This is a genomic window from Rhizobium sp. BK251, from assembly GCF_004345245.1.
In the GTDB taxonomy this organism is placed as follows: domain Bacteria; phylum Pseudomonadota; class Alphaproteobacteria; order Rhizobiales; family Rhizobiaceae; genus Rhizobium.
The window spans coordinates 39,469-53,905 of the sequence record NZ_SLUQ01000005.1 but is presented as its reverse complement, the minus strand read 5'-3'; the positions used below and the strand labels follow the sequence as shown (position 1 = coordinate 53,905).

15 protein-coding genes are annotated in these 14,437 nt (G+C 61.3%); 1 reads left to right on the top strand and 14 read right to left on the bottom strand.

Going from position 1 to position 14,437, the window contains the following annotated elements:
• Positions 1-263 precede the first annotated feature (263 nt).
• From EV286_RS13055 to EV286_RS13015, 9 genes are all read right to left on the bottom strand, one after another.
• The gene (locus tag EV286_RS13055; RefSeq protein WP_132957576.1) at positions 264-1,433 is read right to left on the bottom strand and encodes a GNAT family N-acetyltransferase; all 1,170 of its coding nucleotides are present in this window, start codon (positions 1,431-1,433) and stop codon (positions 264-266) included.
• Positions 1,414-2,229, bottom strand: coding sequence for an alpha/beta fold hydrolase (locus EV286_RS13050; protein ID WP_132957575.1), 816 nt, complete (start codon positions 2,227-2,229; stop codon positions 1,414-1,416). Before EV286_RS13050 ends, EV286_RS13055 begins: the two co-directional genes overlap by 20 nt.
• Positions 2,219-3,106, bottom strand: coding sequence for a fatty acid desaturase (locus EV286_RS13045; protein ID WP_132957574.1), 888 nt, complete (start codon positions 3,104-3,106; stop codon positions 2,219-2,221). The genes EV286_RS13050 and EV286_RS13045 overlap by 11 nt, the downstream gene beginning before the upstream one ends.
• Complete coding sequence (locus tag EV286_RS13040) at positions 3,103-3,453, bottom strand: EamA family transporter (RefSeq protein ID WP_132957573.1); 351 nt, start codon at positions 3,451-3,453, stop codon at positions 3,103-3,105. Before EV286_RS13040 ends, EV286_RS13045 begins: the two co-directional genes overlap by 4 nt.
• On the bottom strand, positions 3,450-4,403 hold the full coding sequence (locus EV286_RS13035) for an arginase (RefSeq protein ID WP_132957572.1): 954 nt from the start codon (positions 4,401-4,403) through the stop codon (positions 3,450-3,452). Before EV286_RS13035 ends, EV286_RS13040 begins: the two co-directional genes overlap by 4 nt.
• A gap of 3 nt (positions 4,404-4,406) precedes the next feature.
• Positions 4,407-5,828, bottom strand: coding sequence for an aminotransferase class III-fold pyridoxal phosphate-dependent enzyme (locus EV286_RS13030; protein WP_132957571.1), 1,422 nt, complete (start codon positions 5,826-5,828; stop codon positions 4,407-4,409).
• Between the two features lie 19 nt (positions 5,829-5,847).
• Positions 5,848-6,531, bottom strand: coding sequence for an MtnX-like HAD-IB family phosphatase (locus EV286_RS13025; protein WP_132957570.1), 684 nt, complete (start codon positions 6,529-6,531; stop codon positions 5,848-5,850).
• A gap of 93 nt (positions 6,532-6,624) precedes the next feature.
• Positions 6,625-8,004 carry an ATP-binding protein gene (locus EV286_RS13020; RefSeq protein ID WP_132957569.1) on the bottom strand — a complete coding sequence of 460 codons (1,380 nt, stop codon included), beginning with the start codon at positions 8,002-8,004 and terminating at the stop codon, positions 6,625-6,627.
• Positions 8,001-8,657: a response regulator transcription factor gene (locus tag EV286_RS13015; protein ID WP_132957568.1), complete on the bottom strand. Its 657-nt coding sequence runs from the start codon at positions 8,655-8,657 to the stop codon at positions 8,001-8,003. The genes EV286_RS13020 and EV286_RS13015 overlap by 4 nt, the downstream gene beginning before the upstream one ends.
• 350 nt (positions 8,658-9,007) lie before the next feature.
• Between EV286_RS13015 and EV286_RS13010 the strand changes: the two genes are divergently transcribed.
• Positions 9,008-9,976: a quinone oxidoreductase gene (locus tag EV286_RS13010; protein WP_132957567.1), complete on the top strand. Its 969-nt coding sequence runs from the start codon at positions 9,008-9,010 to the stop codon at positions 9,974-9,976.
• Between the two features lie 97 nt (positions 9,977-10,073).
• Here EV286_RS13010 and maiA read toward each other — a convergent pair whose 3' ends face one another.
• From maiA to EV286_RS12990, 5 genes are all read right to left on the bottom strand, one after another.
• Positions 10,074-10,709 (bottom strand): maleylacetoacetate isomerase, encoded by a 636-nt coding sequence (gene maiA, locus EV286_RS13005; protein WP_132957566.1) that lies wholly within the window; start codon positions 10,707-10,709, stop codon positions 10,074-10,076.
• Positions 10,710-10,740: 31 nt separating this feature from the next.
• Positions 10,741-10,917, bottom strand: a complete 177-nt coding sequence (locus EV286_RS31950) for a hypothetical protein (RefSeq protein ID WP_165932840.1) — start codon at positions 10,915-10,917, stop codon at positions 10,741-10,743.
• A 174-nt stretch (positions 10,918-11,091) separates the two neighbouring features.
• Positions 11,092-12,411, bottom strand: a complete 1,320-nt coding sequence (locus EV286_RS13000) for an ATP-binding protein (protein ID WP_132957565.1) — start codon at positions 12,409-12,411, stop codon at positions 11,092-11,094.
• Entirely contained in the window at positions 12,408-13,148 is a 741-nt protein-coding gene (locus EV286_RS12995; protein WP_132957564.1) for a response regulator, read from the bottom strand. The genes EV286_RS13000 and EV286_RS12995 overlap by 4 nt, the downstream gene beginning before the upstream one ends.
• A gap of 111 nt (positions 13,149-13,259) precedes the next feature.
• A complete protein-coding gene (locus EV286_RS12990; RefSeq protein WP_132957563.1) occupies positions 13,260-14,312 on the bottom strand; it encodes an alpha/beta hydrolase in 1,053 nt (350 codons plus the stop codon).
• Positions 14,313-14,437: the final 125 nt, after the last annotated feature.

Genomic DNA, 14,437 nt, shown 5'->3' with positions numbered 1-14,437 from the left:
GCCACTGGCGACGATCAGCACATAGCCGGCGCCGGTCAACGGGAAGGCCTTGCTGAGATCCAGCTCCGACAGGATGTTCATCCAGATGAAAAAGCCGAGTATCTCGGTAAGGATCGCGGCCAGTATCCATGGCGAGGCAAGTGCGGCGTCGAGCCAGCCGAAGCCGGTGGGCGTGCTCTCCAGGCGGACGGCGCCGTACTTCAGGAAGACCTGGTACAGCGTGTTCAGCACCGGAATCGCAATCCAGGACATGTGCATCATCTTCATGAGGAGGCCTCGTCAACGGAGAAGAAGCCCGACACGCGCCGCAACAGCATTTGAACGAGCGGGTTGCGGTGGCGGAAGAACATCAGGTTCGGGGTCAGCTTGCTGCCCAGCCGCACCTTGTTCTCGTAATGGGCCTGGCCGCTGAGGTAGCGGTTCATGCCGTGATCGAGGCAATAGGCAAGGTTCGTGAACCAGCTGAGGAAATAGAGGTTGTAGGGCCGACCAGCTTCTCCATCCATGCAGAAGAACTTGTCGACGAACGTGTGTCCGTTATGGACAACGAGATTTGCGGCGAGCAGCCGGTCGCCGACGAAATAGAGCATGCAGAAGGATCGCCCCGGCATGCGTTCCAGCAAGCCGGCAAAATAGCCCGGCGTGAGCTCTTCGAACTGCAACTCGCTGCGATTGCGCGTATCATGGTAGAGAGCCATGATACGCGGTAGCCAATCGCCGATATCCGACCGGATCTCGACGCGGACAAGCTGCGCGGATTTCAGTTTTCGCCGCATGTCCTTGCGAGTGCCCGGCGACAACCGTGCCAGATAGCTGTCGATGCTGTCAAAATCGATGTCGAGCCAGGCAGTCGGCAGGCCACCGACCGCCGCATAGCCATGCTTTTCGAGCGGTGCCGCGAGTTTGATGGCAGTCGGTTCGTCGATATCCTTCAGACCGACCAGCGTGCAGCTCTCGGCTTCGGCATGACGCTCGAAGGCTGTAAGCAGTTCGGAAAACAGCGCCGCGCGCCGCGTCGCCGGAACCTCCGGATGGAATCCGACGGCGCCCGTTTCCGTGCAGGGCGAACCGAGGCAGGCAAGCCGCAGGGAGAAGAACCGGGGAAAAGCCTTTCGGATCCGGCGCACCAGCCGACGCGGCATTCCTTCGTCCATCGTCGTGTCCAGAGCATACCGGCAAAGAAATGCCGGCATCGCGGCGCAGATGCGCCCGTTCTCGGTGACCGTCACATACCGCCATTCAAAGCCGGCGATACCGGCCTCTTCGATGGCGAGCAGGCAGTCGTAATCCTCGACCTGATCGGGAAAGCAGGCGTTCCACGCGTCGCGTCCGATACTGCGGATACTGTCGGCCACATGGGTTTCGAGGCCGCCGGCAAGGACGCTCAGCCCGGCCTGTCTCGTCCCGGGATGGTCAGCAACGAGTTGAAGCATGGGGCGCCTCGAAGAATTCGGCCGTGAAGTCGGCAACCTGTCTGTGTTGTCGGTCCACGTGGATCATGTGGTAGCTATCCTTGATCCAGCGCAGCTCGTGCGGTCCGCCAATATTTGCGGAGATGTAGCGCGCATGCCTGGGATTGCTGAGATCGTCTTCGAGGGCATGCAGGATGAGGGTAGGTGTCTGCAGATGCGGCAGCCTGTGCTTGAGCGCGTTGCCGAGCCTGCGCATCTCGACGATGCCCGTGCCGGGAAAGCTCTCGAGAACGCCTTCGGTCGCCATTGCGCCGATCTTCTGTCTCAGACGCTCGTCCTTGATGCCGAGCGAAGAGGTTTCGCGAAAGTTCAGCCGATCGAGAAACGGAACATGTGCCAGCCAGCCCACATGCGGCGACAGCAGCTGATAGGAGACCGGCACGTTCCATCCGTCATAGCCGAAGCACGGAGAATAAATGGCGACGGCCTTCAGTTCTTCCGGGCTGCGATCCGCCGCCAGCATGGCGAGCTTGCCACCGACGCAGATCCCTGCTGCGAAGACAGCATCCGTCCGCGACCTGAGCAATTCAGTCCCTTCCTGTACGCTCTCCAGCCAATCCTGCCAGTGCGACCGCCGGAAAGTGTCGACATCGGCGCCGTGGCCGGCAAGCAGCGGCGCGTAGACGCTGTATCCCCGGCGATGGAGGTGGCGGGCAACCAGCCGCATCTCCGCCGGTGCGCCCGTGAGGCCATGGACCAGGAGGACGCCCCTGCCATTGGTGCCCTCGAGAAAGAAGCTCATCTCATCAGGCGTCATGTGAGGTCTCCGTCCGGCTGCCGTCGAAGGCAAGGTTCTCCTTGGCGATGAAGCCGAGCGCGTGGCAGGTGCTGATCACATGCACGCCGGCCTTCTCCTGCTCCTCGTGAATCTGCTCATGCAGGGTGCGGAGCTTGGTCCAGTGGGTGCGTGGACGGTAGTGATGCTCGGCGTGATAGCCGTTGCCGAACCAGAGCCAGTTGTAGAACGGCTTGTGGCTGCTGACCCCCCAGGCGATCGGCTCGTCCGGATCGCCGTGGAGGTGCTCGTAGTAGCCGTTGAGCGACGACAGGCAGTTGCCCAGATAGTAGAAGGGCACGTAAAACAGCAGCGCCTTCCAATCGTAGACCAGTGCAGCGAGCGCAAGGGCGAGGAAGAAATAGAGTTCGAACCGGCCCCATTTGGCTTCGAAGGGCCGTGTCCGCGCGATCGCCTTGTGAATGTCGCCGATGCTGTCGCGGAAGAAGCTCAAGAATGTGTAGGACCAGACGTTTTCCGGCTCGCCGTTTCCGCCGTAGCGGTAGATCGACAGCAGATCGATGGTTTCGCCCTTCTCGTCCGGCCTGTCGCTATTGCCGGAGTGATGACGCATATGAACCCAGTGATAGTAGGTCTGGGAGAACCCGATCGCGACCGATTCCAGCAGGCTGAAGGCGTAGTTCATCCAGCGCGGCTTGAAGTAGGGCGTGTGGATGAAGTTGTGGGATATGCTGTTGATATTCCACGAAATGGAGATGGCATAGAGTGCGCCGAGAGCGGCCGACAGCCAAAACGGCCGGCTTTCGAAACCCACGATCAGGTAAATGTCGAAGGCGAGATGCGCTATGGCAGCCAATACCGGTGCTGCATCCCAGCGTGTGTGCGCGAATATCTTCATAATCCGGTTACTCCGACGCATGCCACACCGGCGGCTACGAGAAACACTCCGGCCGCGTGGCGCAGGTTGACTTTTTCACGAAAGATCACCGCCCCGGCGAAGACCACGATCACATAGCTCGAGGCCATCAGCGGAAAGGCGATCGAAAGCGGGACCCATTCGAGCACGATGGTCCAGGCCAACAGTTCCACGGCCCAGAACACGATCCCCAGCCATATCAGCGGCTTGACGAGGAGCGACAGGTAACCGCCGTCGGCAGACTTCTTGAAGCAGACCTCCATCGCCGTCTCCGCGAAGACGCAGAACAGGATCAGGCCGATCATCGTGGGCGTCAGGCTTCCGCTCATCCCATCATCTCCGAGAGAACCTCGAGCAGCGCATGGTTGGCCGCGGAATTGATATTGCGTGCGGCGGCCGGCTTCAGGCGCATGCGCGGTTGGTCGATGAGGATCTCCGCTTTCTTCGCGACCTGCGTCCAAAGATTGCCGGCATAGTGCGGAGCCGAATAATCGCCGATGACGTCGGCGCCGATGATGCGGCAGCGCCTGCCGATCTCGGTGATCAGGCTCAGGACATAGGGAAGGCGCATCCGGCCCTGGTCCCAGTTTGTGACCGCGTCGTCGGGCGCGAGAACGTCCTTGTCGATCGTGATGTAGACGGCCTCGGTCTCGATTCTGTCGAGAAGCCAGTCGATGAAATTCTGCTCGCCGAGGTCCGCGATCGACCTCCAGTGCACGGCACCCGCATCCTGATGATGGCTGGCGCCGCGGCCATAGTCGGCGCCGACGCGGCTTGGCGGGTGGGTGTAGGGATAGAGTTCCAGCTTGCCTTCCGACAACAGCTTCAGATTGCCGCCCTTGCGTTCCGGATTGCGCAGATCATCGCTGCAGACGCCGAGGGTGATGACCTTCGGGACATTCTGGTTGTCGAGTGCGCAGTTGATCCACGATCCGCAATGCATCCCGCCATTGAACCTCACCCAATCCGGATGGTTGTCGAAGTGGATCAGCGTCGTGGGAGCCGGATGCCGTTCCAGCGCGCGCGCCAGCAGCAGCGCCGATACATGATGGAAATCGCCGGACCCCAGAAAGCAGAGCGGCGCTTCCCTGCCTGCGGATGGCAGGCTTTTGTCGAGGGTGCGGCCGAGATCGTCGAGCGCCCGCCATTTGCTCCAGAGCCGGATCGCCCTGCCGCTCTTCTTGTCGGAAACCTCGTGCGCGCCTGCGTGCAAGCAGGCGCGCACGAAATCTGGCTGCAACTCCAACGCATCATCGAGATGAAGAAGCAGCAGTTGCACGTGCTACCTCCGGACGGCGCGGGTGAAGAGCTGGTCGAGCAACGTCAGCGCCAGGTCGATCTCCTCGTAGGTGATGAGCAGGTTTGGCGCGAGCGTGATGACGTTCTTGTGGTAGCCGCCGACATCCAGCACCAGGCCGTACATCTGCGTTCCGACCTGAAGATCGCCCTTCATGCCTTCGTCGCAGAGCCAGTCCATCGTCGCCTTGTCGGGCGTGAAGCCGTCCTCCTGGCAGATCTCCGCCCGGAGGGCGAGGCCCAGTCCGTCGACGTCACCGATGATGGCATGGCGTTTCTGGAGCTGCTTCAGCCCGTCAAGGAAATAGGCGCCCTTTGCCATGACCGTTGCGCCAAAGTCTTTTTCTTCCAGCATCTTCATGGTCTCCAGCGCTACCGCGGTCCCCATTGGATTGCTCGCAAATGTCGAGTGCGTCGACCCCGGTGGGAAGATGTCGGGGTTGATCATCTCTTCCCTCGCCCATACGCCGGACAGAGGATTGAGGCCGTTCGTGATCGCCTTGCCGAAGACCAGGACATCGGGCTGCACGCCGAAATGCTCGATCGACCAGAGCTTGCCGGTGCGGTAGACGCCCATCTGGATCTCATCGACGACGAGCAGGATGCCGTGCTCGTCCAGCACCTTTTTCAGCTCGGAGAAGAAGTTCATCGGCGGAATGACGTAGCCACCGGTGCCCTGGATCGGCTCGACGTAGAAGGCGGCATATTCGGCCTTGCCGGCTTTCGGATCCCATACGCCGTTATATTCGCTCTCAAACAGGCGAGCGAACTTGCGGACGCATTCGTAGCCGTATTCTTCCTTCGACATGCCCTTGGGGCCGCGAAAGTGATAGGGAAACTCGACGAACTGCGCCCGTTCGCCGAAATGACCGTAGCGGCGGCGATAGCGATAGCTCGAGGTAATCGCGGAGGCGCCGAGCGTACGGCCATGATAGCCGCCTTCGAAGGCGAACATCAGGCTTTTGCCGCCGGTATAGTTGCGCACCAGCTTCAGCGAATCCTCGATAGCCTGCGAGCCACCGACGTTGAAATGGACGCGGCCCTTGCGCCCGAACTTGCGCTCGGCATCCTGGGCGATCATGGCCGCGAGCTCGACTTTCTCACGATGCAGGTACTGGGAGGCGACCTGCGGCAGGCGGTCAAGCTGGCGATGGGCGGCCTGGTTCAGGCGCTCGTTGCGATAGCCGAAGTTGACGGCGGAATACCACATCTGCAGATCGAGAAAGGGCGTGCCCGTCTTGTCGTAGAGATAGGATCCATCGCATTCCTCGAAAAACTTGGGCTCCGGGGAATAGTGGACCGTGTCGCCATGCGAGCAGTAGGTCTCCTCGAGGGAGCGCAGCTCAGCCTCGCTTCGGGCCAGCGGTGGGCGTACGCCGCCCGTGATTTCAACAAGGTTGGTTCTCATTGCGCGCCTTTCGTCTATGTCAAACGATGGTGGAATAGGACATGACGTGGTCATGCCGGGTGATATCGGGCAGTACTGACTTGAATGTCTGGAGGAGGTCGGTGAAGTCGGTAAAGCCGTAGAACGGGATGCCCTGCTCGATGCAGTGATCCACCAGTTTTCCCTTGGCAAAGACGATGCTTGCCTTTGCGGAAACGCAGAAGTCGCTGCGGCCATCGCCGATATAAATCTGCCGCGCCGTGCCTTCGATGACCGCACATTTGCAGACACCGGCGTCGGCGGTGCAAGTGGGGCTGCTGAAGGGAGCAGTCAGCGAATAGACGGTGCCGCCCTCGCCCCGCAGGCTGACCAGCCTGTTTGCGATGATCGGCAAGACACCGATGCCGTTATTTGCGAGGATGCGATGAATGAAATAGTCGACGCCGTCGCTGACGATGCTCACCGGCAGGCCGAGGCCCGCGCAGACATCCAGAAAGTCGCTGAAGCCGGGATCGATCGGGACCGTGTCCAAGAGGTCGTCGAGTTCGCGCTTGCTGGCGCGGATAAGGGCGATCTGTCGACGCATGCATTCGGCCGAACCGATCAGCCCTTGCTTCCATTGACCTTCGATTGCTTGCCACTCCGAACTGGCGAAGCGGGACAACACCACATCCGTTGCATCGTCGACGGAAATCGTACCGTCGAAATCACAAAATACCCGCATGCAACGCTCCTAAACCGTATCATGGGAGATTGTTTATCAAGCGTCGATGATTTCGACCTGAGGCGGAGATGAAGCGAAAATGAAAAGTGCTTATTATGTGCTTCTCGCCAGCAGCAAATCGATCTGCAGTCCGTTTCCCCAGCTCGGCGTCGCCAGGGTAATCGCCGCCGAGAGGCGATCGGCGATATCAGCGACGATCGCGAGGCCAAGCCCGCTGCCTTCGGTCTCGAGCGTATCGAGCCTGTAGAAACGTTGAAAAACCGCGTCGTACTGGTGGGGCGGAATCCCGGGACCACTGTCGCGGATCGACAGCCTGCAGGATGCCTGCTCGGAGGCGACCACGACCGCGATCCGCCCCCCGACGGGTGTATACTTAAGAGCGTTGTCGACGAGATTGCTGAACATCATGGCCAGCAGCAATTCGTCGGTCTTCACGTACGCATGCTCGTCGCCCTCCAGGGACACGTCCATTCCGCGGTCGCTGATGACGTTGCCGAACTGTGAAAGCACCGTGGCCGCCAGATCGTAGAGATTGACCGGGGCAAGTTCGATTGCGTGGTGGCTCACCCGTGCCAGGCGAAGCAACTGCTCGATCATGTGCATGGCGTGCTCGTTGCTGAGCACGAGATCTGAAATGATCGCACGGCGCTCGTCTTCGCTGTCGGCCCTGTCGAGCAACTGCAGCAGCAGCTTCATGGCGGCCTGCGGGGTGCGAAGCTGGTGCGCCGCAAGATCGGAGAACCGCCTTTCCAGCGTCAGCGAGTGGGCGAGCTTGTCGAGAAGGTGGTTTATCGAATTGCCGAGCGGCAGGAGGTCGCGCGGCAGGCCGTCCACGGGAATTGCCGAGAGATCGTCAGGCGAACGGCTGCGTATGTGGCGCACCAGTCCGCGGATGGTGCTGAGGCCATTGTTGATGCCGAGCCATATCAGAAAGCCGATGATCGGAACGAGCGCGACCAGCGGGAAGAACAGATTGAGCAGGATATTGGCGACGAGCTTCTCGCGAACCGAGACCTTTTCGCCCACCTCCATCGTGATCGCCGTATTCGGCAGAGGAGCGGAATAGATCCTCCACATATCCCCCTTGTAGGGTACAGTCGTAAAGCCTGCCTTCTGCTCGGGGAAGTTTTCCAATGGTGCATTGTTGCTGTATACGGCGACGTGCCCGTTGACCCAGCCGCGAAACATATGGGCATCCGCGTACTCGTCAGCGTCAGGACTCAACGCTGCCTCATTGCCCGTGGTGAAGTCGATATCCGGAATTTCGCGCGGGACATGACCGTTCGGCCTTTCGAGCGAGCGGCGCAGCAAAGCCAGAAGAACGTCCGTATCATTGACGAGCTGGGCGTCGTAGATCTTGTTGATCTCGCGCGTCGCGCTGTTGAACGCAAAGACCGCGATTAGCGCGATCGTGACTGCCACGACAGGCGCCACCCGGAAGAAAAGCCGGCGCGTCAGTGTCGAATTGATCATCGCTCGATCAGGTAGCCGACGCCCCGGATCGACTTGATGAACTCGGTCCCGAGCTTCTTGCGAAGATTGTAGATGGTGACCTCGGTGGTGTTGCTTTCCACCCCGCTATTGGCGTCATAGAGCGCGTACTCGATGTCGCTCTTCGTCACATACCGGCCACTGCGCTCCATCAGCAGCTTGAGCATGTGAAACTCCTTCGCAGTCGTGTGGATCTGTATACCGTCCTTGCGCACGACCATGGCGGACGGATCCACTTCGACGCTTCCACATTTCAGGACCGTCTCCGTTCGACCTTCGCGGCGGCGGATGACGGCCCTCAGCCTGGCCAGCAGCTCGTCCAGATCGAACGGCTTGACCATGTAGTCGTCGGCGCCTTCATCAAGTGCCGCGACCTTCTGGCGCACCGTATCGAGCGCAGTCAGCAACAGCACGGGCACGTGGTCGCCTCTCTCGCGCAGGCCCCTCAGCACGTCCATGCCGCTTAGCTGCGGGAGGTTGATGTCCAGGACGACCGCACCGAAATGAAGGGTCTCCAGGCACAGCAGCGCCGATTGCCCATCCCGCATCCAATCGATGCCGTAGGCATGCTTCTCCAGCGCTCTCTTCAACGTCGAGCCGAGGATTTGATCATCTTCGACAAGCAGTACGCGCATGACTCACCTCATTTCATGAATAGCAAGCGTGTGGACGGCGACCTGCGATCGCCTTCACGACTCGGTAGAGCGCAATCCACTCCCGACACCGCCGTTCTTCCGTGGCCGGCGGCAAGAAAGCTGCCTTCAATATGGTTCACTGGTCGATCTGGCAGCTCCAGCCTTGCGAATGTCGGTTCATCGCTTTCGCTTGTGTCAGCTAAGCGCTCTTCAGCGGATTTGGACTAGAAGACTTCTGCGGTTTTTTTCGGATTCATGGAGAAAGCAGCTCGTGGCTACGGCTGTGAGCGGTTGGCTCTTTCCTTGGGCATAATTTTGGACTATTCAGTCTAAAACACAGGAGAAGCGTTATGAGAAGCATTGTAATGAACGGGCCTGGCGCCCCTGATGTCATGGAGTTGGCCGAGCTGCCCGATCCCGTCGCAGGGCCGGGCGAGGTTGTCGTGGAGATCGCGGCGGCCGGAGTGAACTTCATGGATATCGGCGCGCGCCGCGGTCTTATCTGGGCCGACATGCCGAACCCAAAGGTCCTTGGCGTCGAGGGAGCCGGCCGCGTCATCGCTGTTGGAGATGGCGTCAATAGCGTAAGGCTCGGGGAACGTGTCTCCTGGGTCTATGCGCCTGGCAGCTATGCGGAACGGCTGGCGATTCCAGCGAGTGCGCTCGTACGCATACCGGATGCGATCGACGATCGAACCGCTGCAGCCGTCATGATGCAGGGCCTTACCGCCAGCCACTTCACAACCGATTTCTACCCCGTGCAGCGCGGCGATATCGCGCTCGTGCACGCCGCCGCAGGTGGCCTCGGCCTGCTCATGACGCAAATCATCAAGCTCAGAGGTGGCAACGTCATCGGCCGCGTTTCATCGGCCGAGAAGGTTGCCGTGGCGAAGGAAGCAGGCGCCGATCACGTTATCGTCGATGCCGAAGGAAACTTCGCCGAAGAGGCGATCCGCCTGAGCGGCGGCGAGGGCGTCCATGTGGTCTATGACGGTTCGGGCCCGAAGACGTTCCAGGGCTCCCTCGATGCCCTGCGCCGCTGTGGAACCTTCTGCTGGTATGGCCCCGTGCTGGGCGGCCCGGGACCGCTTGACATCATGAGCCTGCCGAAGAGCATCAAGCTCGGCTATGCCGTCTTCCTGGACCACATCCACACGCCCGCATTGCTCCGCGCCCATACCAAACAGCTGTTCGACTGGATCGAGGATGGTTCGCTGAAGGTCAGGATTGGAGCCACATACCCCCTCGCCGAAGCGGCGGCGGCGCATGCGGCGATGGAGAGCCGCGCAACCACCGGAAAGCTGCTGCTCATCCCGTGATCGCCGAAAGTCGATCGGAGCCGCCGATTCTCGCTCCGGTTTGACCTCCTCCGCCAGATTGATGCGACCGCAGCCGATAGCGGTCGCGCCCATCGGGCTATTTCCTCGGTGCCGGCGCGTTTTCGGCGAAGGCTGGGATCGCCTCGAGATTAGTTACGATTTCCGCGATATTCGGCCATTGGGCCAAGTCGAGACCAAGGCGACGGGCGGAGACAGACTGCGGAAACAGGAAGATATCAGCGACGGAAGGCTGGTCTCCGACGGCAAAGTCGCCACGCCGGCCACCGGCGATCCGATGCTCGACCGCAGCCATACCCTCTTTGATCCAGTGCCGGTTCCATCCGGCAATGGTATCGGCGTCGGCCCCGAAGCTCGCACCGAGATGCAAGGCAATGCGAGGCGTCACGAACGCGTGGATCTCGGAGGCGATGGCAAGCGCAATCGAACGTGCCTGCGCTCGCTCTTCGAGTGTCCGCGGCAGCAGCGCCGGCTCGGGCTGGAGTTCATCGAGATACTCGATGATGGCCAGCGACTGGGTGACAAGCACCCCATTGTCGGTCAACAGTGCCGGCACCAGCCCCTGCGGATTGATGTTTCGATAGGCCGCCTGGCGACTTTCCGCCTCTGCGCCAAGGATACCCACCGACTGCACTTCCACCGTCAGCTCCTTCAGGGCAAGGGCAATGCGGACGCGCGATGTCGCCGAGGAAATTTCGTTCAGGTAGAGCTTCATCACTTTCTCCGTGGCGGCTTCAGACTAGACGTTACTGCGAAGGCAGGCCGGAATGGGGTCGCAGCCGTGCCTCCGGCTGAAATGCATAGGGACCGGAGGAGGCAGCGACAAGACCCGCCAGTGGCGACGGCTCTCGCGAGGCCACGTCGTAGACACAGGGCGCGGCGAAGACGGCCGCGCCAAGCATGCAGATGATTAGCAGTTTCATTCGATCCTCCTTCGACGCGGCACGCGCCACGTCATGTGCGTTGGCGATCTGAGAGTTGGCCGCCCGACGTATCCTGCGTGTTTCCGAAATCGCCCGAAGTGTAACAAAGCGTAGTGCCCGCGAGACGAGACATCATTGCGGGCGGCGTCGCCTTGAAAACAAACGGGATTTACGTCAGCGAATGGTGATCTCCGCCGCCAGCCCGCCGCCTCTGCGATTGTAGAGCTTGAGCGATCCGCCGATCGCAGTCGTCAACTGCTGTGCGATCGCCAGCCCCAGCCCCGTCCCCCCGGTTTCGCGGTTGCGGGATTGCTCCAGCCTGAAGAAGGGCTGCATGGCCGCCTGGAGCAGGTCTTCCGGAATACCGGGGCCGCGATCCATGACGGTGATGACGATATCCTGCTCCCTGCGCTCGACGCCGATTTCCGCGGCGCCGGCGAACTTGAGAGCATTGTCGATGAAATTCGACAGGATGCGCCGAAGCGCATGCGGCTTGGTGGAAACGGTGCCGGCGATCGTGCTGACTACCGAGACAGGTTTCCCCGTGTCCTGATAGTCGTAGGAGAGGCTGTCGATGAAGGATGCGAGGTCTATGCGGGAAAACTTTTCGCCGTTGCCGTGCGCACTTCGCGCATAAGCTATACCATCCTGGACGAGACGCTCAATTTCGGCGAGGTCCAGCAGGAGTTTATCCTTTTCCGCCGAGTCATCGGCCACGTCGGCCCGCAGGCGCATGCGGGTGATCGGCGTCTGCAGGTCGTGGGATATCGCCGCCAGGATCTGAACGCGCTCGTCGAGATACTGTCGAATTCGCTCTCGCATAGCGTTGAAGGCCCTTGCGGCGTGCGCAATCTCGCTAGGCCCCTCCTCGCTCAGTGCCGGGCCTTTCCGCTCCGGATCCAGGGCATCGGCCGCAGCCGCGAAATGAGTCAACGGGCGGATCGCCTGGCGCACGGCGAGCCAGGTGCAAAGCACCAGAAGCATCATCTGGATCGCAAATACATAGGGCAGCCATCCCGCTATCGGCATGACACCTCGCGGTGTCACATCGATCGTCAGCGGGTTGCCGTCGCTCAAGGTCAGGTGCGCCTGAAGTCTTTCCGTTTCGCCGGGTATTGCCACGACGGTGAGCGGAAAGCGATGCCCGACCGCCTCTTCGATCTTTCCGGCAATCTCCGATCCTCGTCCCGACGTATCCGGCACACCGGGCAGACCAGGGCCGAGCACGAAATGATAAGCGCCGCGGCTCAGTCGCTCGAGCCATTCCGGCCGTTCACTCGCCGGAAGCCGGTCGAGAATGGCGATCGACGTTGCCAAATCGCTCTCGAGCGTGCCGAGCATCACCGCCTTGGCCGACATGTAGCGTTCGACATAGAGGACCGTGAAGGACAACCCGTAGGCGACGGCGAGCCCCACCAGGAGGATGAAGAAGAGCCGGACACGCAGGGTGCTCGGCCAGAGCCGCCGCAGATGGGCCTTGGCGCCTGCGCTCATCGGCGCGGCTCCGAGATCTCGACCGGAACGGAGAAGACGTATCCTTCGCTGCGCACCGTCTTGATATACATTGGCTCGCGCGCATCGTCCCCCAGCCGCTGCCTGAGCCGGCTCACAAGCAGGTCGATGGAGCGATCGAAGAGTTCGGCGTCACGCCCTTGCGTCAGATTGAGCAGTTGGTCGCGGTTGAGCACGCGCTGCGGATGGTCGATGAAGACGCGCAGCAGTCGGTATTCGGCTCCGCTCAAGGCAACCGCAACCCCCTCCTTGTCGAGAAGGTGGCGGGCAACCGTATCGAGCCGCCAGTCGCCGAAGGTCAGCAACTGGCCGGCCTCGCTGACCTGAAGGTTCGGCGGCAGCATGCGCGTCCGCCGCAGCACCGCCTTGATGCGCGCGAGCAGCTCCCTGGCGGCAAACGGCTTCGGCAGATAGTCGTCCGCCCCCATCTCGAGCCCGATGATCCTGTCCATTTCGTCGCTTCGCGCGGTCAGCATCAGGATCGGCGTCGCCTTATGCTTGCCGGCGCGCAGTTCGCGGCAGAGCACCAGCCCGTCGTCGCCCGGCATCATCACGTCGAGCACGATCAGGTCGACGGAATTTGCCTCCAGGAAGCTGCGCATCTGGCGGCCATCCGCGGCGACGGTCGCCTTCAGGCCGTTCTTCGTCAGATAGCTCGACACCAGTTCGCGGATTTCGCGGTCGTCATCGACGATCAGTATATGGTCGACATGCTCCATCTCTCGGCCCCTGGATCCTCTTTCCATATCGCGAATGCACCGCCTGCCATTCTTAGACGCTGATCCGGCCGCCGCGAAGCAGAGAAATGTCCCCGCAGCAGCCGCTGGCCGCTAGAACCGCGCTGCGTCCAGAACCGCCTGCGCAAATGCCTGGGGCGCCTCTTGCGGCAGATTGTGGCCGATGCCGCCGGTAATCGTCCGGTGCTCGTATTTTCCCGAGAACTTGCCCGCATAGGAGGAGGGGTCAGGATGAGCTGCTCCGTTGGCGTCACCCTCCATCGTGATCGTCGGCACCGAGATCATTGGCCCACCGGCAAGCTTCTCCTCGTAGGCATCATAACGCGCTTCGCCTTCAGCGAGACCGAGCCTCCAGCGATAGTTATGGATGGTGATTTCGGCGTGATCGGGATTGTCGAGGGCCTTTGCCGAGCGGTCGAACGTCGCGTCGTCGAAATTCCATTTCGGCGATGCCGTTTGCCAGATCAACCTTGCGAATTCCCGCGTATTTTCCCGGTAGCCAAGCTCTCCCCGTTGGGTCGCGAAATAGAACTGATACCACCAGGCGAGCTCGGCTTTCGGCGGCAGCGGCTTCTTGTTGGCTGCGCGGCTGCCGATCAGGTAGCCGCTGACCGACACCAGCGCCTTGCAGCGCTCGGGCCAAAGAGCCGCCATGATGCAGGCGGTGCGCGCGCCCCAGTCAAAGCCGGCGACGATGGCCTTGTCGATGCCGAGCGCGTCCATCAGCGCGATCATATCGGCGGCCGGCGCAGACTGCTGGCCATTCCGAGGCGTATCAGTTGCAAGGAACCGGGTCGTTCCGAAGCCGCGCAGATAAGGCACGATCACCCGATAACCGGCCGAAGCGAGCAGCGGCGCGACGTCGGCGAAGCTGTAGATGTCGTAGGGCCAGCCATGCAGCAGCAGCACAACGGGCCCATTTGCGGGGCCCGCCTCGGCGTAGCCGATATCGAGCACGCCGGCCCTGGTCTGCTTCAGCGCCTTGAAGGACGTATTCGTCCCGGGTCTGACAGGGGGCATAGGCGCCGGGGAGGCCTGCGGCGACTGGGCATGGGCGGCACCGGTTGCGCCAAATTCGACGGCCGCGACGGCCATGGCGGCAACGCCGAAGAAACGGCGGCGTTGGCGGTTGATTTCGTCGGGCATCGATCTCTCCTGTCAATTGGTCACGAGGCCAAGAAGACCGGCGGCATGTATCGCGGATGTGTCGCACGCCGTCAGCTTTTGCATGAGGATGTAGCTTTCGCGGCTGCCGATACACTCCGATACAA